The organism is Pseudomonas sp. Pc102 (assembly GCF_018408275.1).
In the GTDB taxonomy this organism is placed as follows: Bacteria; Pseudomonadota; Gammaproteobacteria; order Pseudomonadales; family Pseudomonadaceae; genus Metapseudomonas; species Metapseudomonas tohonis.
Genome location: NZ_AP021905.1, coordinates 4,992,111 through 5,016,261, shown reverse-complemented (window position 1 = coordinate 5,016,261; position 24,151 = coordinate 4,992,111). Strand labels below are relative to the sequence as shown.

Annotated in this window: 25 protein-coding genes; 11 read left to right on the top strand and 14 right to left on the bottom strand. The window is 66.2% G+C overall.

Annotated features, from left to right (window positions below; genetic code table 11):
- The first annotated feature begins 20 nt into the window (after window positions 1–20).
- Window positions 21–1,070 (top strand): recombinase RecA, encoded by a 1,050-nt coding sequence (recA, locus tag PHLH3_RS22930; protein ID WP_111261759.1) that lies wholly within the window; start codon window positions 21–23, stop codon window positions 1,068–1,070.
- Window positions 1,071–1,075: 5 nt separating this feature from the next.
- Entirely contained in the window at window positions 1,076–1,543 is a 468-nt protein-coding gene (gene recX / locus PHLH3_RS22925; protein ID WP_173171771.1) for a recombination regulator RecX, read from the top strand.
- Window positions 1,544–1,594: 51 nt separating this feature from the next.
- On the opposite strand, the gene PHLH3_RS22920 is transcribed toward recX, so the two are convergent.
- Window positions 1,595–2,674 carry a TIGR00730 family Rossman fold protein gene (locus PHLH3_RS22920; protein WP_213625896.1) on the bottom strand — a complete coding sequence of 360 codons (1,080 nt, stop codon included), beginning with the start codon at window positions 2,672–2,674 and terminating at the stop codon, window positions 1,595–1,597.
- A gap of 364 nt (window positions 2,675–3,038) precedes the next feature.
- Between PHLH3_RS22920 and PHLH3_RS22915 the strand changes: the two genes are divergently transcribed.
- The gene (locus tag PHLH3_RS22915; RefSeq protein ID WP_111261756.1) at window positions 3,039–3,233 is read left to right on the top strand and encodes a hypothetical protein; all 195 of its coding nucleotides are present in this window, start codon (window positions 3,039–3,041) and stop codon (window positions 3,231–3,233) included.
- A gap of 9 nt (window positions 3,234–3,242) precedes the next feature.
- Here the strand turns inward: PHLH3_RS22915 and PHLH3_RS22910 are convergent, their stop codons facing one another.
- Window positions 3,243–3,659: a quorum-sensing-regulated virulence factor family protein gene (locus PHLH3_RS22910; RefSeq protein WP_173171775.1), complete on the bottom strand. Its 417-nt coding sequence runs from the start codon at window positions 3,657–3,659 to the stop codon at window positions 3,243–3,245.
- A 714-nt stretch (window positions 3,660–4,373) separates the two neighbouring features.
- Here PHLH3_RS22910 and PHLH3_RS22905 point away from each other — a divergent pair.
- From PHLH3_RS22905 to PHLH3_RS22895, 3 genes are all read left to right on the top strand, one after another.
- Window positions 4,374–6,074, top strand: coding sequence for an OmpP1/FadL family transporter (locus tag PHLH3_RS22905; RefSeq protein ID WP_173171777.1), 1,701 nt, complete (start codon window positions 4,374–4,376; stop codon window positions 6,072–6,074).
- A gap of 93 nt (window positions 6,075–6,167) precedes the next feature.
- Window positions 6,168–7,079, top strand: a complete 912-nt coding sequence (locus PHLH3_RS22900) for a carbon-nitrogen hydrolase family protein (RefSeq protein WP_213625895.1) — start codon at window positions 6,168–6,170, stop codon at window positions 7,077–7,079.
- A complete protein-coding gene (locus PHLH3_RS22895) occupies window positions 7,076–7,789 on the top strand; it encodes a tRNA-uridine aminocarboxypropyltransferase (RefSeq protein WP_213625894.1) in 714 nt (237 codons plus the stop codon). Before PHLH3_RS22900 ends, PHLH3_RS22895 begins: the two co-directional genes overlap by 4 nt.
- Here the strand turns inward: PHLH3_RS22895 and PHLH3_RS22890 are convergent.
- Window positions 7,780–8,691, bottom strand: a complete 912-nt coding sequence (locus tag PHLH3_RS22890; RefSeq protein ID WP_213625893.1) for a DMT family transporter — start codon at window positions 8,689–8,691, stop codon at window positions 7,780–7,782. The two genes, PHLH3_RS22895 and PHLH3_RS22890, sit on opposite strands and share 10 nt — an antisense overlap.
- A 201-nt stretch (window positions 8,692–8,892) precedes the next feature.
- Here PHLH3_RS22890 and erdR point away from each other — a divergent pair, with 201 nt between their 5' ends.
- Both erdR and PHLH3_RS22880 read left to right on the top strand, forming a co-directional pair.
- Entirely contained in the window at window positions 8,893–9,543 is a 651-nt protein-coding gene (gene erdR, locus PHLH3_RS22885; protein WP_111261750.1) for a response regulator transcription factor ErdR, read from the top strand.
- 73 nt (window positions 9,544–9,616) lie between these two features.
- Window positions 9,617–9,985 carry a diacylglycerol kinase gene (locus PHLH3_RS22880; RefSeq protein ID WP_213625892.1) on the top strand — a complete coding sequence of 123 codons (369 nt, stop codon included), beginning with the start codon at window positions 9,617–9,619 and terminating at the stop codon, window positions 9,983–9,985.
- Here PHLH3_RS22880 and PHLH3_RS22875 read toward each other — a convergent pair whose 3' ends face one another.
- On the bottom strand, window positions 9,986–10,912 hold the full coding sequence (locus tag PHLH3_RS22875) for a LysR family transcriptional regulator (protein ID WP_173171789.1): 927 nt from the start codon (window positions 10,910–10,912) through the stop codon (window positions 9,986–9,988).
- A gap of 123 nt (window positions 10,913–11,035) precedes the next feature.
- On the opposite strand from PHLH3_RS22875, the gene fpr reads away from it, so the two are divergent.
- The gene (fpr, locus tag PHLH3_RS22870; RefSeq protein WP_111261748.1) at window positions 11,036–11,815 is read left to right on the top strand and encodes a ferredoxin-NADP reductase; all 780 of its coding nucleotides are present in this window, start codon (window positions 11,036–11,038) and stop codon (window positions 11,813–11,815) included.
- A gap of 98 nt (window positions 11,816–11,913) precedes the next feature.
- Here the strand turns inward: fpr and PHLH3_RS22865 are convergent, their stop codons facing one another.
- Window positions 11,914–12,327, bottom strand: a complete 414-nt coding sequence (locus tag PHLH3_RS22865) for a VOC family protein (protein ID WP_213625891.1) — start codon at window positions 12,325–12,327, stop codon at window positions 11,914–11,916.
- A gap of 59 nt (window positions 12,328–12,386) precedes the next feature.
- Between PHLH3_RS22865 and PHLH3_RS22860 the strand changes: the two genes are divergently transcribed.
- The gene (locus PHLH3_RS22860) at window positions 12,387–12,689 is read left to right on the top strand and encodes a putative quinol monooxygenase (RefSeq protein WP_213625890.1); all 303 of its coding nucleotides are present in this window, start codon (window positions 12,387–12,389) and stop codon (window positions 12,687–12,689) included.
- 7 nt (window positions 12,690–12,696) lie between these two features.
- Here the strand turns inward: PHLH3_RS22860 and tsaA are convergent, their stop codons facing one another.
- The 6 genes from tsaA to rimO form a co-directional block, all read right to left on the bottom strand.
- Entirely contained in the window at window positions 12,697–13,392 is a 696-nt protein-coding gene (gene tsaA, locus PHLH3_RS22855; RefSeq protein ID WP_213625889.1) for a tRNA (N6-threonylcarbamoyladenosine(37)-N6)-methyltransferase TrmO, read from the bottom strand.
- A 10-nt stretch (window positions 13,393–13,402) separates the two neighbouring features.
- On the bottom strand, window positions 13,403–13,609 hold the full coding sequence (locus tag PHLH3_RS22850; RefSeq protein WP_173171797.1) for a hypothetical protein: 207 nt from the start codon (window positions 13,607–13,609) through the stop codon (window positions 13,403–13,405).
- 92 nt (window positions 13,610–13,701) lie between these two features.
- Window positions 13,702–14,472 (bottom strand): SDR family oxidoreductase, encoded by a 771-nt coding sequence (locus PHLH3_RS22845; RefSeq protein WP_213625888.1) that lies wholly within the window; start codon window positions 14,470–14,472, stop codon window positions 13,702–13,704.
- A gap of 105 nt (window positions 14,473–14,577) precedes the next feature.
- Window positions 14,578–15,207 carry a glutathione S-transferase gene (locus tag PHLH3_RS22840; RefSeq protein ID WP_213625887.1) on the bottom strand — a complete coding sequence of 210 codons (630 nt, stop codon included), beginning with the start codon at window positions 15,205–15,207 and terminating at the stop codon, window positions 14,578–14,580.
- A gap of 14 nt (window positions 15,208–15,221) precedes the next feature.
- Window positions 15,222–15,746, bottom strand: coding sequence for a hypothetical protein (locus tag PHLH3_RS22835; RefSeq protein ID WP_213625886.1), 525 nt, complete (start codon window positions 15,744–15,746; stop codon window positions 15,222–15,224).
- Window positions 15,747–15,929: 183 nt separating this feature from the next.
- Window positions 15,930–17,252: a 30S ribosomal protein S12 methylthiotransferase RimO gene (gene rimO, locus PHLH3_RS22830; RefSeq protein ID WP_213625885.1), complete on the bottom strand. Its 1,323-nt coding sequence runs from the start codon at window positions 17,250–17,252 to the stop codon at window positions 15,930–15,932.
- Window positions 17,253–17,496: 244 nt separating this feature from the next.
- Here rimO and PHLH3_RS22825 point away from each other — a divergent pair, with 244 nt between their 5' ends.
- A complete protein-coding gene (locus PHLH3_RS22825) occupies window positions 17,497–19,401 on the top strand; it encodes a potassium transporter Kup (RefSeq protein ID WP_213625884.1) in 1,905 nt (634 codons plus the stop codon).
- 102 nt (window positions 19,402–19,503) lie between these two features.
- On the opposite strand, the gene PHLH3_RS22820 is transcribed toward PHLH3_RS22825, so the two are convergent.
- The 3 genes from PHLH3_RS22820 to mprF form a co-directional block, all read right to left on the bottom strand.
- Window positions 19,504–20,046, bottom strand: coding sequence for a cytochrome b (locus PHLH3_RS22820; protein WP_173171809.1), 543 nt, complete (start codon window positions 20,044–20,046; stop codon window positions 19,504–19,506).
- A 128-nt stretch (window positions 20,047–20,174) separates the two neighbouring features.
- Complete coding sequence (locus tag PHLH3_RS22815; RefSeq protein ID WP_213625883.1) at window positions 20,175–21,437, bottom strand: AcvB/VirJ family lysyl-phosphatidylglycerol hydrolase; 1,263 nt, start codon at window positions 21,435–21,437, stop codon at window positions 20,175–20,177.
- A gap of 7 nt (window positions 21,438–21,444) precedes the next feature.
- The gene (mprF, locus tag PHLH3_RS22810) at window positions 21,445–24,093 is read right to left on the bottom strand and encodes a bifunctional lysylphosphatidylglycerol flippase/synthetase MprF (protein ID WP_213625882.1); all 2,649 of its coding nucleotides are present in this window, start codon (window positions 24,091–24,093) and stop codon (window positions 21,445–21,447) included.
- Window positions 24,094–24,151 lie beyond the last annotated feature (58 nt).

Genomic DNA, 24,151 nt, shown 5'->3' with positions numbered 1-24,151 from the left:
CTTGATTAGCGAGGACTTCAATGGACGAGAACAAGAAGCGTGCTTTGGCGGCTGCCCTGGGCCAGATCGAGAAACAGTTCGGCAAGGGCGCCGTAATGCGCATGGGCGATCACGATCGCCAGGCCATTCCGGCCATCTCCACCGGCTCCCTCGGCCTGGATATCGCGCTCGGCATCGGTGGCCTGCCCAAGGGCCGTATCGTGGAAATATACGGTCCGGAATCCTCGGGCAAGACCACCATGACCCTGTCCGTGATCGCTGAAGCCCAGAAGGCGGGTGCCACTTGCGCATTCGTCGACGCCGAGCACGCGCTGGACCCCGACTACGCCGGCAAACTGGGCGTGAATGTCGATGACCTGCTGGTTTCCCAGCCGGATACCGGCGAGCAGGCGCTGGAAATCACCGACATGCTGGTGCGTTCCAATGCAGTCGACGTGATCATCGTCGACTCCGTGGCCGCCCTGGTGCCCAAGGCCGAGATCGAAGGCGAGATGGGGGATTCCCACGTCGGCCTGCAGGCCCGCCTGATGTCCCAGGCGCTGCGCAAGATCACCGGCAACATCAAGAACGCCAACTGCCTGGTCATCTTCATCAACCAAATCCGCATGAAGATCGGCGTGATGTTCGGCAGCCCGGAAACCACCACCGGTGGTAACGCGCTGAAGTTCTACGCCTCCGTCCGCCTCGACATCCGCCGTATCGGCGCGGTGAAAGAGGGCGAGGAAGTGGTGGGCAGCGAAACCCGCGTCAAGGTCGTGAAGAACAAGGTCGCTCCGCCCTTCCGTCAGGCCGAGTTCCAGATTCTTTATGGCAAGGGCATCTACCGCAACGGCGAGATCATCGACCTCGGCGTGCAGCAGGGCATCCTGGAGAAGTCTGGTGCCTGGTACAGCTACCAGGGCAACAAGATCGGCCAGGGCAAGGCCAATTCCGCCAAGTACCTGGAAGACAACCCTGAAGTAGGCAAGGCCATCGAGAAGCTGATCCGCGAGCAGTTGCTCAATCGTGATGCCATCAAGGGCGAATCCGCTGCCACCAGCGAAGTCGCCGAAACCGAAGCCGACTTCTAAACCCCGTGCCCATCGTGCTCGACAGCCCCGCCGCTGTGCGGCGGGCCGCCATGGACCTCCTGGCGAGACGAGAACATGGGCGGGTCGAGTTGACGCGCAAGCTGCGTCAACGGGGGGCTCTTCCCGAACTGATCGACAGCGCCCTCGACCGCCTTGCGGACGAGGGCCTGCTCGATGAGTCCCGTTACCTGGAAAGCTTCGTGGCCAGCCGTGCCCGTGCAGGCTATGGGCCGCAGCGCATTCGTGAAGATCTCGCTCAGCGTGGCCTGGCCAGGGATGGAATCGAGGCCGCCCTGCGCGAGGCGGATGTCGATTGGGGCAGTCATCTGCGTGACGTCTGGTTGCGCAAGTTCGGCGGCGAACGACCTGCCGATGCTCGTGAGCGTGCCAAGCAGGGCCGCTATCTCGCCTACCGTGGTTATTCCATGGACATGATCAGCCGCCTGCTGCGCGGCGCATCCCTCGACGACTGATTGCCCGCCACTCGGGCCATGCGCGTTCGCGCATGGCCGTCGGATTGGGGCTCAGGCGTGCGTTGCCCAGTGCTGCGGTTCGTTGATGAAGTCGATCAGTTCGCGCAGGCGCCCGTGGTCGCGTCCGTTGAAGGTGAACGCCAGGCGGATGAGATCGCAGAACTCCGGCTCGTCCTTCTCCGACTCGCAATGGGGCCTTTGCTCGAAGCTGCCTTGCAGGCACAGGTCCGCGAAGGTTTCTCGGATTTCCGCCAGCGCAGGTTCGGTCAGGCCGTGATTCATGCGGATCAGGAAGCTGCCCTTTAGCCAGCGGCTGGAGTGGTAGTTGCCGTAGAAGCGCGCAATTTCATCGGCAGCTTCTTCGGCGCTGTGGACCAGCCGCATCAGCTTCATGTCGGTGGGCAGGATGTAGCGGTTCTGCTCCAGCTGGCGATGGAGGAAATCCAGCGCCTCCTTCCAGTAGCTGCCGTTCGGCTCATCGAGCAGCACGATCGGCACCAGCGGGCTCTTGCCGGTCTGAACCAGGGTCATCACTTCCAGGGCCTCGTCGAGGGTGCCGAAGCCGCCCGGGCAAAGCACCAGCGCATCCGCCTCCTTGACGAAGAACAGCTTGCGCACGAAGAAGAAGTGGAACGACAGCAGGTTATCCGTGCCGTCCACCGTGGCGTTGGCGTGCTGTTCGAAGGGGAGCGTGATGTTGAGTCCGAGGCTGTTCTCCAACCCCGCACCTTCGTGTGCGGCGGCCATGATGCCGCCGCCGGCCCCGGTGATCACCATCAGGTCGAGCTTGGCCAGTTCCCTGCCCAGTTGGCGCGCAAGCTCGTAGATGGGATGTTCGACCGGCGTACGTGCCGAGCCGAACACGGTGACCTTGCGGCGCCGCTTGAACTGTTCGAGGACGCTGAAGGCGTGCTCCATCTCGCGGAGCGTCTGCAGCATGATCTTGGCGTCCCAGCGGTTGCGGTCGGCCTGGGCCATGCGCACCACGGTGATCACCATTTCCCGGTACAGCGCGAGGTTGCGGCTGTCGCCCGGGACCGTAAGGTTGACCAGTTCGTCGACCTTCTGGTTGAGGTCGATCCCGCTGGTCTGGAAGTGTCTCGACAGGTAGTCGTCCGGTTCGTAAGGCATAGCGTTCTCCTTGCTCATCAACTGCATCGCGATCCTCGAGCCACCATTGCCGGCGGGCGAATCGCGTCGAGCGTCATCGACGTCACAGGCGCATCCGCGCGCCCTGCGAGCGCTGGAATACAGCTTGCTTCAGCCCCCGGTCGTTTGCCAGCGGGCGTCCGTCGATACCAGAAGCATAGGAGCGCAATTGTTTCGCCGTGGCTATCGGTCGCGCTTGTCGGAATCTGTCGGCGCCGCCCTTTGCAGCGGTGGAGATGTGCCATGCCTCGCCTAACCTGCAGGTATCGGCAAGCCGAGGACAAGGGAGGTTCGGGCCAGCGGATCGGTCCGTGCCGTCTAGGGATATACGGAGGGAGGGGCAGGCATGCCCAAGTTGAGTCTGGAGATCGACCTCGAGCTGTATCGCATGTTGCAACAGGCCGCCTACACCAATGGCCTCAGTCTGGAGGAGGAATGCCAGCGACGCCTGGACGGCGGCCTGCGGCGCTCGCGCTATATGGAAGCATTGCTGGCGGAGCTGCGCGCCGATGACGAGCAGCGACGCGCCGCCGAAGACTGAGCGCCGGGCCTACTTGGCCGGTGCGGTGCTCAGGCCGCAATCGGAGGCGGTGAAGCGCTCGTTGCTGATCGGGCGATTGGTCTTGTACTCGCTGAACTCGTAGCGCAGTGCTGCGCCGCGTGCCAGCAACTGGCGATAGCCGTTGTTGCGGCACACGCTGTTGGCCAGTTGTGCGCGCATGGAGTCCGGATTGGCGCGCATCTGCGCCGCGTGGGCCTCGCGCACGCTGAGATGGTTCACCAGTTCGGCCCCCGAGACGGTGTAACCCTGGTCCAGGATGTCCTCGTTGATCGCGCGCGGCGTCCCGACGCTGCTTTCCTCGGCCACTTTTTCCAGCATTTTGGTCAGCTCGAAGTCCTTCAGCGAGGCAGCCTGGACAGTGAAGGGCAGGGCGAGTACGAGGGCGATTGCGAGGGGGCGTGACATGAAAATCTCCAACGGTTGGCAGCCTTTGACCCGAGGTCGGCGCCGGTGTTCAGCGGCGACCTGAAATCGTCCGGCGTTATCGTCGGCGCATCCTGAACAAGCGCGGCTGGCAGATCAAGAGGCAATCGATCCGCCCCCGCAGACCCCGCCTCGCCTGGTTTCTTCCTCATGTAGCGGTGTGCATCCAACCCTTGTGGCGATCGCCGCGAAATCCATCGCTTGAATCAATTGCCGCCTGGCCGGTCTGTCCCTTCAGGGGCGGATGGCGACTGGCCAGCCAACGCGCTCCTTTCCCGATTCTTCGCGCCGTCGCGCGTAGCGGCGAAATGATGGCTGCCGCGAGCCCGCTGCGAGGAGCGAGTCCCGGCCGGCGGGACGATCGGTAACACGCATGCCAACGCTCGGTGGATCGCCCAGCCGCTTTGGCTGGGCATACCGCGCAACGCCTTGCCGGATAAGCGAAACGGCGATTCAGGCCGGCCTTTTGGAGACTCCGCCCCGGGGTGTTACCGCACCGCGCGACCTGGCGGGTCACCACGACTAAAGGTCGGGGATAGCGTGGAAAACACGGACTGTCACAAAAAAGCGGACGTCCCCGGCGTCCCAGTGAGGTTGGCCTGCCAAAACCCCGGAAACACTTGCGTGCCGGCCAAAGAGGAAAGCTGCTTCAACGGTGCCGAGAGGCTCCGTCAAAAAAGTTGGGAGTCGAGAACAATGACAATAACTCGTCCTGCCGGCTGGCTCACCGCGTTCTGCGGCGGCAGCCTGGTGCTTACATTCACCCCCCCGGTCCTGGCGTCCGGGTATCACTTCGGTTCGCAATCCGTCTCTGCCCAGGGCACTGCCCATGCCAATGGCGCGGAAGCCGCCGATCCCTCGGTGATCTTCTACAACCCCGCCGGGCTCGCCCGCCTCAAGGGCACCCAGATGACCAGCGGGCTGAGCATCCTGCTCCCCAAGGGCGAATACGAGGACAAGGGCTCGACCGACGTGTTCGGCAACCCCACCGGCACGGGTGATGGCGATGCCGGTTCCTACCTGCCGGACGCCGCCGCGGCGCCGAACTTCTACTTCTCCAAGCAGATCAACGACCAGGTCACGGTCGGGCTGGGGATCTTCGTGCCCTATGGCGCCAAGCTGGATTACGAAGAGGACTGGAGCGGCCGCTACGGCATCCAGTCGGCGAGCCTGGAGACGGTCAACTTCAACCCCAGCATCGCCTACCGCTTCAACGAGCATCACAGCATCGGCTTCGGTGTCTCGGCCCAGTACATCAAGTCGATCCAGCGTGGCGCGGCCGATGTGAAGGGCGCTTCACGGCAGTTGGCCGGGCAGTTCGTCGCCGCCAACCAGGATGTCACCGAACTGGCCGCGTCGCCTCTCGGGCAGTTCGCGATCCCGCTGCTCTATGGCGTCAACGTGCCCACCGAAATCAGTAGCTGCGACGGGCAGACAGGCGACTCCTTCGTGGATTGCGTGGCCTCCAACTTCGCTGACAACGTCCAGGGCGACGGCTATTTCCGCGCCAAGGGCGATGACTGGGGCTTCGGCTGGAACATCGGGTACCTGTGGGAGCCGACCGAATTCACCCGCTTCGGCATCTCCTACCGTTCCCACATCAAGCACACCCTGGAAGGTGAGTCGAAGTGGAGCTTCGCCGGTGTCCAGGGGGCCGTGCCTTCTCCGACGACCGACCTGAGCGGCGGGATCGACCTCGGGATCATCACGCTGCCGCCGCAGGACGCGCTGGAGCAGGTGCTCGATCCTGCCAACTGGATCAACCCCGGCGACTTCGCCGCCACCCGCTTGCACCCCAACTCCAACGCCAGCACCTCGATCGACACCCCCGAGTCGCTGTCCATCAACGCCTTCCATCAGCTCAACGACAAGGTCGCGCTGATGGCCGACGTGACCTGGACCCGCCACTCGCGCCTGGGCACCATCGGCGTGGGGCTCGACCAGGTTGCCGGTTACCCCTACTTCAATGGCGTCACCGAGGGCGACCTCAGCGTCAAGCAGGACTGGAACGACACCTACAAGATCTCCCTGGGGATGAACTACCAGTACAGCGACGACCTGCTGCTGCGCACCGGTGTCGCCTACGACAAGAGCCCGGTCAGCGGCTCCACCACCCGCCACCCGGGCTTCCCCGACGCGGATCGCTACTGGCTGTCCTTCGGCGCCAACTACAAGCTGTTCAAGGACACGTCGGTGGACCTCGCCTACAGCTTCGTGCAGTTCGACACCGGCAAGATGGACTACACCGACAACTGCTCCCCGGCCGGCTGGGTGCCCGGCAGCGGCGGCCTGTATGTCGACAGCGGCGTGCGCTGCACCGGCAACGGTGGCAACTACAAGGGCGAGTACAAGACCCAGATCCACTTCATCGGCCTGGCACTCAACCACACCTTCTGAGGCGAGGTGTGACGGAAGGGCGGCGGCGGCCGCCCTTTTCCGTGGCGGCGCAGGTAAACTGCGCGGCATTCCCCCGACCTTCAGGAGCCCGCCATGCCAGGCCCGGAAACCGCCCTGCCGCTCGCCCAGCAACGTCGCCCCGTGCGTGTCGCCACCGTGCAGTGGGCGCTCGGCCAGAGCAGCGAGCTGCCGGCCCTGCTGGAGGCCCTGGAACACACGGTGGCGACCCTCGCCGGCTATGGCGTCGAGCTGGCGGTGTTCCCCGAGTTCTTCCACGTCAACCTGCTCAAGGGCGCGCGCTTCGCCCAGGGCCCGGCGCAGATGCGCAAGCTCGCCGAGTACACCGAGCCGCTGCTGGCCGCGTTCTCGCGCCTGGCCCAGCGCTACCGGGTCAACCTCTGCCCGGGCAGCCTGCCGCTGGAGGAGGGCGGGCGCATGCTCAACATGAGCTGGCTGTGCCACCGCGATGGCAGCCAGGACCGCCAGCCCAAGCTGCACATCACCCCCAACGAGCGTGAGGCCTGGGGGCTCGAGGGTGGCAACAGCCTGCAGGTGTTCGACAGCGACGTGGGCCGCGTCGGCATCCTCGTCTGCTACGACGTGGAGTTCCCCGAGCTGCCCCGTCTGCTGCGCGAGCAGGGGCTGGAGATACTCCTCGTGCCGTTCTGGACCGACACCCGCCACGGCTACCTGCGTGTGCGCCTCTGTGCCCAGGCGCGGGCGGTGGAGAACGAGTGCTACGTCGCCATCGCCGGCGGCGTTGGCCTGTTGCGCGGGGTGGACAACGTCGACACCCAGTACAGCCAGTCGGCGATCTTCAGCCCGGCCGACCTGCCATTCCCGCCCGATGCCGTACTGGCCCAGGCGGATGCCAATATCGAATCCTTCGCGATCGCCGACCTGGATCTCGCCCGCCTCGCGCAACTGCGCGAGGCGGGCGCCGTGCGTAACGGCCAGGACCGGCGTCGCGATCTCTATCAGTTGTCCTGGACCGCTATCCGATGAGTCACGCCGTTTCCCGCCTGCGCGCCGAGCTGCTGGCGCGCAGTACCCGCCCCTTTGTCGCCCGTGGTGCCCGCTCGCCACGCTGCCCGGGTTGCCGGGTGATCGCCCCCTACTGTTTCTGCACCCTGCGCCCACAGGTGGAGGCCCGCTCCGGCATGTGCCTGTTCATGTACTACTCGGAGCCGATGAAACCCAGCAACACCGGCTGGCTGATCGCCGACACAGTGGCCGACACCAGTGCCTTCAGTTGGTCACGCACCGAAGTCGACCCGGCGATCATCACCTTGCTCGACGACCCGCAATGGCAGCCGTACCTGGTATTCCCCGGGGAGTACGTCGAGCCGCAGTCGCGGGTGGTCAGTGATGTGCAGGTGGAGGAGGGCAAGCGCCCGCTGTTCATCCTGCTCGACGCCACCTGGAACGAAGCCCGCAAGATGTTCCGCAAGAGTCCCTACCTGGATCGCTTCCCGGTGCTCAGCCTGCAGCCGGAGCAGATCTCCCGCTACCGCCTGCGCCGCTCCAACCGCGACGAGCACCTGTGCACCGCGGAAGTGGCCGCGCTGTGCCTGGAGCTGGCCGGCGACGAACGCGCCGCGGGGGCGCTCAATGCCTACCTGGATGTCTTCACCGAGCACTACATCGGCGCCAAGCGTGCCTTGCCGCTGGACCTCGCCAGCCCTGCGCACCAGGCGCTCGTGCCCTATCTCTGAGCGGGCGCAGCCTCCGCGCGCTCGGCCGCGACCTTCGGTTGCGGCCAGAGCTGCGCCACCAGCATGCCGACGAACATCAGCCCGCAGCCCAGGTAGCCACGGGCATGCAGCGACTCGTCCAGCAGCAGGGCGCCGGCGATGGCGGCGAAGACCGCCTCCAGGGAGAGGATGATCGCCGCGTGGGAGGCGATCGCGTGTTTCTGTGCCACCACCTGCAGGGTGTAGCCGATGGCCACGGCAATGACGCCGCCGTAGAGGATCGCCGGGCCGGCGGTGAGGATGGCGTCGAGGCGGATCTCCTCCAGCAACAGCGCCAGCACCATGCTGATCACCGCGCAGGTGATGAACTGCAGGATGGCCAGGCGGATCGGGTCGTAGCGGCTGGCGAAGAAGCCCACCAGCAGTACATGCACGCCCCAGACGAAGGCGCCGGCCAGCTGCAGCCAGTCTCCCGAGGCGACCTGGAAGCCGTCACCGACGCTGAGCAGGAACATTCCGGCCACCGCCATCGCGGCGCCCAGCCAGGTACCCGTGCCGGTGCGGTGCCCCAGCAGCAGCCCGAGCAGCGGCACGATGATCACGTACAGCCCGGTGATGAAGCCCGAGTTGGTCACGCTGGTGAACAGCAGGCCGACCTGCTGCAGGTTGATGCCCAGCGACAGGGCCAGGCCCATGAGCACGCCGCCCAGCAGCATGCCCCGGTTCAGTGGCGCTTTCGGTGCCGGGCGTGGCAGCAGGAACAGCAGTGGCAGCAGCACCAGGGCGCCGAGGGTGAAGCGCAGGCCTGTATAGAGGAAGGGCCCGACGGCATCCATGCCCAGCCGTTGGGCGACGAATGCGGCACCCCAGATGGCGGCGGTGATCAGCATCAGGATATCGGCGCGCAGGGCATGGCTTCGCATGGTGATTCTCGACGGGCAAAGGCGCAGACTTTGCCGTAAAGATGCCTGCTTGACCACCCCGTTGCGGGTCGGCATGCTGGGCGCCGCTTTACGGCCAACCCGTAAGCATTCAGGGCTTGGCAGAGGCGGCACCTCCCCCGTGCCGGGTGTTTCCGACAGGATCGGCAGCATCTCTGGGCCCACAAGAAAAAGGACTCGCCCATGGCCGCATACGAAATCCTCATCGCCGATGATCACCCGTTGTTCCGCAGTGCCTTGCACCAGGCCCTGACCCTCGGTCTCGGCCCGGATGTGCGGCTGGTCGAGGTGGCCAGCATCGCCGAACTCGAATCGCGCCTGGCTGAAAAGGCCGACTGGGACCTCGTCCTGCTCGACCTGAACATGCCCGGCGCCTACGGTTTCTCCGGCCTGGTGCTGTTGCGAGGGCAGTACCCGCAGATTCCCGTGGTGATGATTTCCGCCCAGGAAGAGGCGGCCGTGGTGGTCCGCTCCCGCGAATTCGGCGCCAGCGGTTTCATCCCCAAGTCCAGCCCCCTGGAAGTGATCCAGAGCGCCGTGCGCGCGGTGCTCGATGGGGATGCCTGGTGGCCGCCGCAGGTGGAGGAAAGCGTTGCGGTTTCCGCCGAGGCCAAGGCGGCCAGCGCCGGCCTCGCCAGCCTGACCCCGCAGCAGTTCCGCGTCTTGACCATGGTCTGCGAGGGCTTGCTGAACAAGCAGATCGCCTTCGAGCTCAGCGTGTCCGAGGCTACCGTCAAGGCCCACGTCACCGCGATCTTCCGCAAGCTCGGCGTGCGCACCCGCACCCAGGCCGCATTGCTGTTGCAACAGATGGAATCGATTCCCTCGGCCTGAGCCGGCGGTTTTCACGCAAATTTGATTCGTCGCGGGTTAGCCTGCGGCCTCCTTACCAAGCAGTCCCGCCTCTATGTCATCGCCATTCAAGGGCCAGACCGGCCTCAAGCGTATCCTCAATGCCGCCGGCTATTCCCTGGACGGCATGCGCGCTGCCTTCACCGGCGAAGCCGCGTTCCGCCAGCTGGTGCTGCTCAACGCCGTGCTGATCCCTGTCACCTTCTTCCTCGACGTCAGCCGTGGCGAGCGTGCGCTGATGATCGCCGCGTGCCTGCTGGCGCTGATCGTCGAGCTGCTCAATTCGGCGGTGGAGGCGGCCATCGACCGCATCTCCCTGGATCGCCACCCACTGTCGAAGAACGCCAAGGACATGGGCAGCGCTGCCCAGTTCGTCGCCCTGAGCCTGATCGCCGCCGTCTGGGCCACCATCCTCCTGGGTTGATCAGGCGATCGATGGCAGCACGATCTGGTCGCTGCGTTGCACGCCCGCCGTCAGTTCGCGGCACTGGTCGAGGAATTCACGCATCGCCGCGGTCTGGTACTTCTGCCGGTGCCAGATGAAGTAGAACTGCCGGCGCAGGTCGATCCCCGGCGTCTCCAGCGGCACCAGGCTGCCCCGGCGGAAGGCGTCGCGCAGCGCCAGCCGCGAGATGCAGCTGATGCCCAGCCCCGACTCCACGGCACGTTTGATCGCTTCGGTGTGCTCCAGCTCCAGGCGGATGTTCAGCGGGGTGGGGTGGTGACGCATGGCCTGGTCGAAGGTCAGGCGCGTGCCGGAGCCCTGCTCGCGGAGGATCCAGGCCTCGCGGCTGAGTTCCTCCAGCGAGGCCTGGCCGCTCTCGGCCAGGCGATGGCCGGGGGCGCAGAACACCACGAGTTCGTCCTCCACCCAAGGCAGGACCTCGATATCCGGATGCTGGCAATCGCCTTCGATTAGACCCAGATCAAGTTCGTAGTGGGCGATCTGCTGGACGATATTCATCGTGTTCTGCACATGCAGCCTCACCTGGCACTCCGGGTGGCGTTGCATGAAGCTGCCGATCAGCAGCGTCGCCAGGTAATTGCCCACCGTGAGCGTGGCGCCGACTGCGAGGGAGCCGAAGCCGCTCTTGCCGTTGAGCAGCGCCTCGATCTCCCGGGCCTGGTCCAGCAGCCCCACGGCCTGGGGCAGCAACTGGTGGCCCAGGGCGTTGAGGCTGAGGCGCTTGCCGACGCGATCGAACAGCTGGCAGCCGGATTGCCGCTCCAGCTCGGTCAGCGAGGTGCTTGCAGCGGACTGCGACAGCGATAGCGATTCGGCGGCACGGGAGACGCTGCCCTGCTGGGCGACGCTGACGAATACCTGGAGTTGACGGAGTGTGAATCGCATATCGATATAACCGATAACCTATATCTTGATAATCCAGTTAACAGATATTGTGGCTATCAATACAATGTCGCGCAATTGCGCCCCGAGGCGCTGGCGACATCCAAATTTTCGGAGCCCCCGTAAATGAGCAACATGAACTCCGAGCGCGTCCTCAGCGTTCACCACTGGAACGACACGCTGTTCAGCTTCAAGTGCACCCGCGACCCGGGCCTGCGCTTCGAGAACGGCCAGTTCGTCATGATCGGCCTGCAGCAGCCCAACGGCCGCCCGCTCATGCGTGCGTATTCCATCGCCAGCCCCAACTGGGAAGAGCACCTGGAGTTCTTCAGCATCAAGGTGCCGGACGGCCCGCTGACCTCCCAGCTGCAGCACCTGAAGGAAGGCGACGAGATCATCATCAGCAAGAAGCCCACCGGCACGCTGGTGCTCGACGACCTCAACCCCGGCAAGCACCTGTACCTGCTGAGCACCGGCACCGGCCTCGCGCCCTTCATGAGCGTGATCCAGGACCCGGAGACCTACGAGCGCTTCGAGAAGGTGATCCTGGTCCACGGCGTGCGCTACGTGAACGAAGTCGCCTACCGCGAGTTCATCACCGAGCACTTGCCGCAGAACGAGTTCTTCGGCGAAGCACTGCGTGACAAGCTGATCTACTACCCCACCGTCACCCGCGAGCCCTTCGAGAACCAGGGCCGCCTGACCGACCTGATGCGCAGCGGCAAGCTGTTCACCGACATCGGCCTGCCGCCGATCAACCCGCAGGACGACCGCGCGATGATCTGCGGCAGCCCGAGCATGCTCGACGAGACCAGCCAGGTCCTCGACAGCTTCGGCCTGAAGATCTCCCCGCGCATGCGCGAACCCGGCGACTACCTGATCGAGCGTGCATTCGTCGAGAAGTAAGCGCTGCCAGCTTCATGAGAAAGCCCGCCGATTGGCGGGCTTTTTCGTTTCCGCGATCCGGCCGTCATCCCGCAGACGCGGGGACCTACCGAATACGGTCAGAGCGGCGAGCCGAAGCGCTGTCCGGAGATCGCCGGGTGGTAGATCGGCTGGATCTTGTTACCCGCCGGGTCCAGCACGTGGAAGCTGTGGGCGCCGTCGCCATGGGCGAAGGGGCGGTCGAGCAGGGTCACGCCGCTGGCCTTGAGGTAGTCGTACCAGGCGCCTAGCTCCTCCAGGCTGTCCACCACGAAGCCGTAGTGGTCCACCGCCTGCACGCCGCTGCTGGGCACGTCGGAGCGGCCCAGGGAAAGGTTGTCGTTGCCGCAGGTGAGGTAGACCAGGTCTTCGTTGGCACGGTTGAGCACCTGCATCCCCAGGATGTCCACGTAGAAGCGCTCGCACTCCTCGAGGTTGGGGACCACGATCGCCAGGTGGCGAAGACCATTGAGGCGGCTCGGACGGACAGGCATGAGCAGGATTCCTTTTTTGTATACAATTTCATGGAAATATAAAACAAAAGGAATCCAACGTGTATTGTCTTCTGCTCAAGACCCAGCTCAAGCCAGGCAGCCTTGACGCCTTCATGGATGCCATGCGCGTCAACGCCGCCGCCTCCGTGCGTGATGAGCCGGGCTGCCTGGTGTTCGATGTAGTGCGGGATCGCAGCGACCCGGACTTGGTATGGCTTTACGAGGTCTACACCGACGAGGCGGCCTTCGACGCGCATATGGAGACACCGCACTTTCTCGCCAGCCGCCCGCTGGTGAACCCGCTGATCGTCCAGCAGGACGTCATCGAGGCGGATGTGCTGGCGCTCAACGCGGCCCGTTAGGGGGCGTTCAGGCCGAAGGGCTGATTTCCAGCACGCGGATCAGCCCCGGGCGCGGGTAGTGCCAGCGCACGTCCAGGTCCCATAGGCGCGCACCGTAGCGGCGTTCCGGCTCCGGCTGCTGGTAGGCCGGGCGCGGGTCCTGGGCCAGGCACTGCTCGATCAGCTCCACCAGCGGCTCGCCCAGGCGCAGAGCGTGTTCGCGGGCCAGCACCAGCGCACCTTCCACCCACACCACCGGTATCGGCTCCGGCGCCGCCTCGGCGATGCGGTTGGTCGCGCCGTCCTGGCGGTCGACGTAGGGGACATAGGGCTTGATGTCCAGGACCGGGGTGCCGTCCAGCAGGTCGATGCCCGAGAGCCAGAGGCGACCGGGCTCGACCTTGTCCAGCTTCACCACCGACTGGCCGATGCCGTTGGGCCTGTGGGTCGAGCGCGTGGCGAACACCCCCAGGGAACGGTTGCCGCCCAACCTGGGCGGGCGCACCTTCAGGCGCGGCTTGTCTTCCAGCGCCTGGTGGAAGAGGAACAGCAGCCAGACGTGGCTGACCTCCTCCAGCCCCTGCACGGCATCGCCGCTGTCGAAGGGCGACAGCAGTTCCAGCACGCCACGCGCGGCGGGCGCCAGGTGCGGCTGGCGGGGGATGGCGAATTTTTCCTTGAAGCAGGAGCGAACGATGCCCACGGGCGAGACGGAATGCGGCATGACGATGGGCTCAGCGGCTGCGGATCGGAGCGTCGAGGGGGACCCGGCAACCGGCGTCGCGATAGGGCCCGCTGTGGCGCAGCCAGCCTTCGCCAGGTTGCACCTGGGCGCAGCTGTAGCGGCCATCCTGCTTGCTCTGCCAGAGGTAGAACGGCGCCGGCGCGGCGAAGGCCGGGGCGACGAGGGCGAGCGAAAGGAGCAGGGTGAACAGGCGCATGGTGCGGGTATCCGGGGCGGTGGCGCGGCTACCCTAGCGCCCCGGTGGCGCCTTGCGCAAGCCGCCGTTGCCCGGCGGCCTGCGCAGTGTCGTCAGAGGTGGAAGCCGCCGTCGATGGGGATGATGTTGCCGGTCATGTAGGCGCCGGCGGTGCTGGCCAGGCTCAGGGCCAGGGCCGACATCTCTTCCGCGCGGCCCCAGCGCTTCATGGGGATATGCGCGACGTCGGCGGCCAGGGCCTCGCTGTCGTTGGCGATGAACTGGGTCATCTTGCTGGGGAAGCGGCCGGGGGCGATCACGTTGACGTTGATATGGTCGGCCACCAGCTCCTTGGCCAGCATGCGCGAGAGCTGGTGCAGCGCCGCCTTGCTCGGGCCGTAGGCGTAGGCCTGTTCGCCCAGGGAGCTGATGCCGGCCACCGAGCCGATGTTGATCACCCGCGCCGGGCTCTGCGCGCTGCCGGCCTTGCGCAGCAACGGCAGCAGTTGCTGGATGCAGCTGAACACCGAGGTGACGTTGAGCTGCATGACCTTTTCCCAGCCCTTGACCGGGTAGCTTTCCAGGGGGGCACCCCATGTGGTGCCGGCGTTGTTGACCAGGATGTCGAGGTGCTCGATGCGCCCGGCCAGCTCGTTTGCCAGGGCCTTGGCGCCTTCCTCGCTGGAGAGGTCGGCGGCCAGGCCGATGCACTCGCCGTAGGCGGAAAGCTCGGCCGCGGTCTCGGCGCAGGCCTCGGCGTTGCGGGCACAGATGAACACGCGGGCGCCGGCTTCGAGGAAGCCCTGGGCGATCATCCTGCCGATGCCGCGGGTGCCGCCGGTCACCAGGGCGGTGCGGCCCTGGAGGCTGAAGTAGTGATGCATGGAAACCTCGTCGCTGATCGGGTGAGGTCGATACCCTAGCCTGGCGCCGCCTCACGCGGCGGCATTATCGAGGGGCGGAATGCGCCGGCATTCCGCCGTTTCGCCTCATTCCGCCTTCTGGCTCTCGGCGAGCGCGACGTCCTTGGCCCTGGCCCGTTGCACCGCGGGGCGGGCGAGGAAGCGCTCGACGTAGGCGCGGAACACGGGCCGCTCGGGGATCAGTCCGAAGGCCATGGTCCAGTTCAGCGCGGTGCCCCAGAGCACGTCGGCGACGCTGTAGCTGTCTCCCAGCATCCAGGTCCGCCCTTGCAGGTGCTCGGCCAGGGTATCGAGCACGGTGGCGAAATCGCCGTAGGGCGAGCGGGAGGGCTCAACGGGCGCGCGTTGCAGCGCGTGGTCCACCACCGCCGGTTCGAAGCAGGTGCCGGAGAACACCATCCAGCGCAGGAAGGTACCGCGCTGCGGGCTGTCCAGCGACGGCGTGAGCCCGGCATCGGCATACAGGTCGGCGAGATACAGGTAGACCGCGACCTGCTCGGTGATGATGGTTTCCCCATGGCGGAGGGCCGGCACCTTGCCCATCGGGTTGATCGCCAGGTAGGCGGGCTGTCGCTGCTCGCCCTTGTGCATGTTCATCAGGTGCAGGTCGTAATCGGCGCCCAGCTCCTCCAGCAGGGTGAGGACGCCGGAGGAGCGGGTGTGCGGGCAGTGGAAGAGGGTGACGTGGCGGCTCATGGCAGGTCTCGCGATCAGTAGAGGTGGGCGTAGCCGTATTGCGGGCCGATCCCCAGGCTGGGTTTCATGCCCAGTTCGATGATGTGCACCTGCACGTCGGTGAAGGTCTGCTTGAAGGCGTTGATGCTGTAGGGCACGCAGGTGCCGCAGCAGTCGATCTCGCTGACCAGGGTCACGTCGGTGAGGTGGCCGATGAAGCCCGGGCGCCCATGGATGTAGTTGATCAGCCGGGGCTCGGTGTGGAACTGGCCCATGCCGCCGCAGGCGAAGGTGCGGATATGGGTCGCCACGTCCGGTACGAATTCCACGCCCCACTCGTGCACCAGCTTGTTAAGCGCCGTCTTGCTGAAGGAGCTCATGGCCGAGAAGGAGAACAGGTTCAGCGGCGGGGCGTCGTTGAAGGTGCAGTGGGCGATGCACAGGTTGTGGGCCTCGGGGTCGAAGTTCGAGAGCTTCTGGTTCTTCTCGAAGGACTCGTTGACGGCGTAGCGCAGGGTGGCGATCAGCTCGTGGGCGTCCTGGTGGTTCATCTTCGGCATGTGGGTCTTCCTTGGTCGAGAGCTTCCTGTATAGGCCAGTCTCGCCGGGGTGCAAGGTCGAGCCGACAGCGGGCGCCAGCCAATGCCAACCACATCCCACCGCCGCCCGGACTTCAGCCCGGTTTTCCGCCACCCATGAAAAAGCCCCGCATCGGCGGGGCTTCTTCATGGCTCAGGGCTGGCTCAGACGCGCTCGGCCCAGAGGTCGTACTCGTCGGCATCGACCACGCGGACCATCACCTTGTCGCCTGGCTTCAGGTCGGTGCTGTCGATGAACACGCTGCCGTCGATCTCCGGGGCATCGGCGAAGGAGCGGCCGACCGCGCCTTGCTCGTCCACTTCGTCGATCAGCACTTCGATCTCCTTGCCGATCTTCAGCTGCAGGCGCTCGGCGGAGATCGCCTGCTGGTGCGCCATGAAGCGCTCCCAGCGCTCCTGCTTGATGTCGTCCGGCACTGGCTCCAGGCCCAGGTCGTTGGCCGGGGCGCCTTCGACCGGGGAGTACTGGAAGCAGCCGACGCGATCCAGCTGGGCTTCGCTCAGCCAGTCGAGCAGGTACTGGAAGTCTTCCTCGGTCTCGCCGGGGAAGCCGACGATGAAGGTGGAGCGGATGGTCAGCTCGGGGCAGATCTCGCGCCACTTCTTGATGCGCGCCAGGGTCTTGTCCTCGAAGGCCGGGCGCTTCATGGCCTTGAGCACCTTCGGGCTGGCGTGCTGGAAGGGGATGTCCAGGTAGGGCAGCAGCTTGCCGGCGGCCATCAGTGGGATCACGTCGTCGACGTTCGGGTACGGGTAGACGTAGTGCAGGCGCACCCACACGCCCATGCTCGACAGCGCCTGGCACAGCTCCAGCATGCGGGTCTTCACCGGCTGGCCGTTCCAGAAGTCGGTCTTGTACTTGACGTCGACGCCGTAGGCGCTGGTGTCCTGGGAGATCACCAGCAGCTCCTTCACACCGGCCTTGACCAGGCGCTCGGCTTCGCTCAGCACGTCACCCACCGGGCGGCTGACCAGCTTGCCGCGCATGGACGGGATGATGCAGAAGCTGCAGGTGTGGTTGCAGCCTTCGGAAATCTTCAGGTACGCGTAGTGGCGGGGGGTCAGCTTGATGCCTTGCGGCGGCACCAGGTCGATCAGCGGGTTGTGCTCGGCTTTCGGCGGGACCACCTCGTGCACTGCGTTGACCACCTGCTCGTACTGCTGCGGGCCGGTGACGGCTAGCACGCTGGGGTGCACGTTGCGGATGCTGTCCTCGGCCACGCCCATGCAGCCGGTGACGATGACCTTGCCGTTCTCGGCGATGGCTTCACCGATCACGTCCAGGGACTCGGCCTTGGCGCTGTCGATGAAGCCGCAGGTGTTGACCACCACGACGTCGGCATCCTGGTAGGTCGGGACGATTTCGTACCCTTCCATGCGCAGCTGGGTGAGGATGCGTTCGGAGTCGACCGTGGCTTTTGGGCAACCAAGGGATACGAAACCGACTTTGGGCGTTGCGGTGGACATTGGCGACTAACCTCGAAGGGCACCTCGCTGGGTGCCTCTGATCAAAAAGTGCGCAATTCTAGCGGCAGCCCGCGCACTTGACCAGCTTCTTTGGGACAAGCTGTCGCAGGCCGGTCAAGGCTCGTGATACCCGGTAATTGTAGGGGGCAGGCTCTATAGTCAGTCAGGACGACACCGCCCGACTCTTGCATCGACGAATGGGTCGGAGCAGGATGCGCGGAATTTTTTCGAGGAATCTTGTTACATGTCCGATGCAAGCGCCGGCACCGTTGAGCATGAGCAGCCCCATTCCAGCTCCGCGATCGGCCTGATGGCAGGCGCCGTGGGCGTCTGCTATGGCGATATCGGCACCAGCCCCCTGTACACCCTGAAGGAGGTCTTCATCGGCGGTTATGGCGTGCAGGCCAACCACGATGGCGTGCTCGGCGTGCTGTCGCTGATCTTCTGGTCGCTGATCTGGGTGGTGTCGATCAAGTACGTGATCTTCGTGCTGCGCGCCGACAACCAGGGCGAGGGCGGGGTGATGGCGCTGTCCGCGCTGGCCCGCCGTGCCGCCACCGGGCGCCGTCGCCTGCAGGCGATGGTGGTGATCGCCGGCCTTATCGGCGCTGCGCTGTTCTACGGCGACAGCATGATCACCCCGGCGATCTCGGTGCTTTCCGCCATCGAGGGCCTGGAGATCGCCTTCGACGGCCTGGAGCACTGGGTGGTGCCGATGTCGCTGGTGGTGCTGGTCGGCCTGTTCCTCATCCAGAAGCATGGCACGGCGCGTATCGGCATCCTGTTCGGCCCGGTGATGGTGGCCTGGTTCCTCGCCCTCGCGGCCCTGGGCATCTATGGCGTATCGCAGGAGCCGGAAGTGCTCAAGGCGATGAGCCCGACCTGGGCGATCAATTTCTTCGTCTCCCACCCCGGCATAGGCGTCGCCATCCTCGGCGCCACGGTGCTGGCGCTGACCGGTGCCGAGGCGTTGTACGCCGACATGGGCCACTTCGGCCGCAAGCCCATCGCCCGCGCCTGGTTCGCCCTGGTGCTGCCGGCGCTGGTGCTGAACTACTTCGGCCAGGGCGCGACCATCCTGGTCAACCCGGAGGCTGCACGTAACCCCTTCTACCTGACGGCCCCCGGATGGGCCCTGCTGCCGATGGTGGCGCTGTCCACGGCGGCGACCGTCATCGCCTCCCAAGCGGTGATTTCGGGCGCCTTCTCGCTGACCCGCCAGGCGATCCAGCTCGGCTACGTGCCGCGCATGTTCATCCAGCACACCTCCAGCCAGGAGCAGGGGCAGATCTACATCCCGGCGGTGAATTGGGCGCTGATGGTCGGCGTGGTGCTGCTGGTGCTGGGCTTCGAGTCCTCGGCGGCGCTGGCCTCGGCCTATGGCGTGGCGGTGACCGGCACCATGCTGATGACCACCCTGCTGATGGGCGTGGTGATCTGGCTGCTATGGAAATGGCCGCTGTGGCTGGTCGTCCCGTTCTTCCTGCTGATGCTGCTGGTGGATGCGCTGTTCTTCGCCGCCAACCTGCCCAAGGTGGTCCAGGGCGGCGCCTTCCCGGTCATCGCCGGCCTCGCGCTGTTCATCCTGATGACCACCTGGAAGCGGGGTCGCCAGTTGTTGGTGGATCGTCTCGACGAGGGTTCGCTGCCCCTGCCGCTGTTCATCGCCAGCATTCGCTCGCAGCCACCGCACCGCGTGCAGGGCACCGCCGTGTTCCTCACCGCGCGCTCCGATGCCGTGCCCCACGCGCTGTTGCACAACCTGCTGCACAACCAGGTGCTGCACGAGCAGGTGGTCCTGCTCACCGTGGTCAACGAAGACAGCCCGAGGGTTCCTCCGGAGCGACGCTTCGAGGTGGACGCCTATGGCGAGGGCTTCTTCCGCGTGGTGCTGCACTTCGGTTTCATCGAGGACCCGGACATCCCCCAGGCCCTGAAGCTGTGCCACCTCAACGACCTGGATTTCAGCCCCATGCGCACCACCTACTTCCTCAGCCGCGAGACGGTGATCCCGTCCAAGCTGATCGGCATGGCGCGCTGGCGCGAGGCCCTGTTCGCCTTCCTGCTGAAGAACGCCAACGGCAACCTGCGCTACTTCAACCTGCCGCTCAACCGCGTGATCGAGCTCGGCACCCAGGTAGAGATCTAGCCGCCGACGGGGTTCGCCACGACGAAAGAAGCCCGGGCATGCCCGGGCTTTTTCATGGATGGGATCAGCCTGCGGGCCGTGCTCGGGCCCCCAGGGCAGGACTCAATTCCGCCCCGGCAGCATGCGCCGCACGGTGTCGTCCTTGCTGATGAAGTGGTGGAACAAGGCCGCCGCCGCATGCAGGCCGATCAGCCAGTAGCCGAGCACGGCCACGGTCTCGTGCACCTCCTTGATCTGCCCGGCGAGGTCGGGATTCTTGTCGATCAGCGGCGGCAGCTCGAAACCGAAGAAGGGGATCGGCTTGCCGGCAGCGCTGAGGATCAGCCAGCCCGCCAGCGGCAGGCCCAGCATCAGGCCGTACAGCGCCAGGTGCGCGAGCTTGGCCAGGGCGTTCTGCCAGGCCGGCGGGTTCGGGGTGATCGGCGGGGTGGGTGAGAGGAAGCGTGCGGCGATGCGCACCAGTACCAGGGCGAACACCGAGAGGCCCAGCATGAAGTGCCATTGCTTGAGCAGTTCGCGGGTTTCGCTGCCCTTGGGAAAGTTGCCCTTCAGCTCGATGGTGGCGTAGACGGCGGCGATCAGCAGCAGCATCAACCAATGCAGTGCGATTGAGAGTTTCCCGTAGCGGGACGTTGGGGTGGTCATCACGGCTCCTTGTTGTCCCGCATCGTAGCGGCGGGCTTGTCCCCAGTTTAGCGGCCGTGGCTTAAGTGAAAATGAAGCAGATCAAGCGTCGTGCTGCCCGCTACCTGGCGGGTAGCGGGCAGGCGGCGTCATGGGGCGGGCTGGCGCTTGGCGATGGCGGCGACCAGGCGCTGCGCCAGGGCGGGGTAGTTTTCGTCGTAGTGGTGGCCGCCGGGCAGCGCCAGCACTTCGCCTGGGGCGCCGGGCTGGGTGCAGCCGCTCTCGCTGGCCTCTTCCTTGCCATAGACGCAGAGCACCTTCTCGGCCGGCAGCTTGATCAGTTCCGGGCCGGTGGGCGCTTCCTGGCCGGCCTTGCCGAGCCAGCCCTGCACCTCGATCTCGAAGCTACCACTGCGCGCCAGCGCCAGCAGGAGGACGGCGTCCACTTGCTGCTGGTCGGCCTTGGGCAGGCGGTTGTAGAAGGCCGGCAGCACATCGGCACCGAAGGAGTAGCCCGCCAGCACGAAGCGCTGGGCCCCCCACTTCTCGCGGTACTGCTTCATCAGGCGGCTGAGGTCGGCGGCGCCCTGCTCGGGGCTCTTGTGCTGCCAGAAGTAGCGCAGCGCATCGATGCCGACCACCGAGTGGTCGCGCTTGGCCATTTCCTCGGCCACGGCGCGGTCCAGGTCACGCCAGCCGCCGTCACCCGAATAGAACAGGGTGACGGTGGAGGAGGGCTTGGCGGCGGGCACCTCGACCACCGGCATCGGCGTGCCTTCGCCTTGCAGCAGGGCGCGCAACTGCTCGTCGAGCAACTGGGGCAGGGTGGTGTCGTAGTCGCTGATGCTGGTGTCGGCGTTGGCCTGGTCCCGGGCGAAGGCGGCACTGGGGTCGTCCGGGTTGTCGTTCCAGGCGATGGTCCAGTGGCCGTGGGGGGCGGCCTTGGGCAGCGGGGTCGGGCAGTCGGCGTGTTCCAGGCTGAAGTCGATGGACAGGGCGCGTGCCTCGTCCTTGTCCTGGCCGGCCAGCCACCGCCAGGCGAAGGCGGCTCCCGGGCCTATGCCCGCCACCAGGGTGGGTTCGCCCTGGAGCAGCTCCCGCGCGTTCTGGAGCAGGTGCTGCTGGGCATCGCAATCATTGGCCGGCAGGGCGAGCTGGACGATGCGCGCCGCACCGTCGTGGGCCAGGGCCAGCAGTTCGGCTTCCTTCAGTTGCTGGTCGCGATCCACCAGGACCAGTACCCGTGCCTTGGCGTCCGCCGGTGGGCTCGCCAGCGTCGCGGAGCTGCCATCCGCCAGGCGCTTCTGCTCGACCCTGGCCTGGGGCGCGTGGCGGCTCCAGAGCAGCAGGCCGATGCCGATGGCGAAGAGGACGGCGACGACCAGGATGCGCTTCCAGTTGCGTTTGAGCATGGTTCCCTCAGCGTTTGACCAGTCCGGTGAAGCCGCCGGCGATGAGCGCGGCGGTATCGGCCAGCGCCACCAGCGGGTCGAGGCCCGCAGGCACCGCCATGTAGCGCGGCTCCCACTCGGGCTGGAACTTGTCCTTGAAGCGGCGCAGGCCCTGGAAGTTGTAGAACTGCTCGCCACGGCGGAACACCAGGGCCCCCAGGCGCTGGGTCAGCGGCGCGCCGCGGCGCGGCTGTAGGCCGGCCAGGGGCACCATGCCGAGGCTGAAGCGCTCGTGCCCGCGCTCCTTGAAGTGCAGCAGCAGGTTGAGCATGAGGAACTCCATGGTCAGCTTGGGCGCCTCGGGGTGCACGCGCATCAGGTCCAGGCTGGCCAGTTCGCTGCTGCTGGTCTCCAGCAGGTTGGCGAAGGCCATGGGCTTGCCTTCGAAGAAGACCACGGCGATGCGGAAGTGCTTGAGGTAGTCGGGGTCGAAACGGCCCAGGGAGAAGCCCTTCTCGCGCACCTGCTTGCCCTGCATCCAGGCTTCGGAGATGGCCCGCAGCGCATCCAGCGGCGCCAGCCCGGCGTCGAATATCTCCATCGACAGGCCGTCGCGCTGGCCCCGGCTGAGGGTGTAGCGCAGGTCCTTCATGGCCTTGTTCTTGGCTTCCAGGTCGAAGCGGCGCAGGTCGACCCGCGCCTCTTCGCCGAGCTTCAGGGCGCTGAGGCCGATATCCATGTAGTACGGCAGGTTCTCCGCACGTACCTGGTAGAACACTGGGCGCGCATGGTGCACGTCGCAGAGGTCGCGGAACTGCCAGATCAGCTCGGCACGGTGGTTGGCCTTGCCGATGGGGTCGAACAGCGCCACCAGGCTGCGCCCGCGGCGGGCGAACATCAGGAAGGCGTCCTCCTCGGGGTGGAACAGCAGCGCCTTGTCGCCGGTGAGCACCAGGCCGCCGTCGGGCTGGCCGGATGCCTTGACGATATCGGCGGCCTTGAGCAGTTCCTCCTCGGTGGGCTCGTGGATCACCAGGGGGACCGGCCGCAGCAGCCAGATCAGCGCCAGGCCCGCCAGCAGCAGGCCGCTGCCCAGGGTCGCACGTAGGGTGCGCGGGGCGTCGGCGTCCACGGCGAACTGCCAGAACAGTTCATGGCTGTAGGGCACGTCCTGATAGGCGAAGAACATCAGCCACAGCGACGCGGCCAGTACGCAGGCGCTGGCGCCCAGGTTGACCGGCGAGAAAGGCATCTCCAGCAGGCGGCTGGGGCGATAGAAGGCATTGCGGAACATCGCCAGGAGGGTCGCGGTGAGCACCAGCAGGCTGGCCTCTTCCCAGTCGAAGCCCTTGAGCATCGACAGCCCGGCACCGGCGAGCAGCAGCACCACCGTCAGCGCCCAGGCTGCCGACAGGCGCCGGCGCAGGCCATGGGCGAGCAGCAGGCAGAGCACGCCCACCAGGCTGGCGGCCAGGTGCGAGGCGTCGATCAGGCGATGGGGGATGAGGAAACTCAGGTGCTCCAGGCGGGTGTCGATGGCCGGGGTGGCACCGGAGAACAGCAGCACCACGCCAGAGAGGAACACCATCAGCGACAGCACCGGCGCGGCCAGGCCGGAGGCGGCGCGCACCGCCTGGCGCCCGGCGGGCAGGAAGCGTTGCGCCTCGTTCGCCAGCAGCAGCAGGCAGGCGAGGATCAGCGGCAGGCCCACATAGATGAGGCGATAGAGCAGCAGGGCGGCGGCCAGGGGCGCTGCACCGAGTTGCCCCGCGAAGGCCGCCAGCAGCACGGCCTCGAACACGCCGACACCGCCCGGCACATGGCTGAGCACGCCGGCTGCCAGGGCCAGCAGGTAGACCAGCAAGAAGGCGCCCAGAGGCGGCGCTTCCGGCAGCAGTACATAGAGCACGGCAGCGGCGGCGCAGACGTCGACCAGGGTGATCACCAGCTGCAGTGCGGACAACTGCAGGCCCGGCAGGCGCAGGGTGCGGTGGCCGATGCGGATGTTCACGCAACCCGGTGTCGGCGCCACCGGCTCGCGCAGGCGCGACAGCCAGACCACGGCGATGACGGTGGCGGCGAGCACGGCGCTGGCGATGATCGCCACCAGGCTGGTGGAGATGCGCAAGGCCTGGGCGGCTGCGGGCAGGTCACTCAGCGCCGCCACGGCGGCCAGGGGGGGCAGGGCGCTGCCCAGGGCCAGGCTGGCGAACAGGGTGATGCGGGCGATATCGCCGGTGCCGACGTTGTCGCGGCTATAGAGGCGGTAGCGCACCGAGCCCCCGGTGATCACCGAGAGGCCGATGGCGTTGCCGATGCCCGTGGCGCAGAAACTGCCGAGGGCCATGCGCGGGAAGGGCAGCTTGACCCCGGCGAAGCGGCAGCCGGACCACTCGTAACCCATCAGCGCGATGAAGCCGATCGCCGTGGCGCCAATGGCCATCAGCAGGCTGGTGCCGGGTACATCACGCACGGCCGTGCGCAGCGCGTCGGGGTCGAGCTCGCGCAGCAGGTGCCAGCAGGCGACCAGGCCGATGGTGAACAGAAGAAGGGTGAAGGCCAGCCCGATGGGCTGTCGGTAGGCGCTTATGCGATCGAGCCAGCGCAGTTGCGCGGGTTCGTCCTGCAGCGTGGAATCGTCGGGGAGCGGATTTTCAACGGTGGGGTTGGCGCGCATCGAGCACCTCATGCAATGTGCGCCACAGGATGTGGGCAGCGCGGGCAAGTTCCAAGCC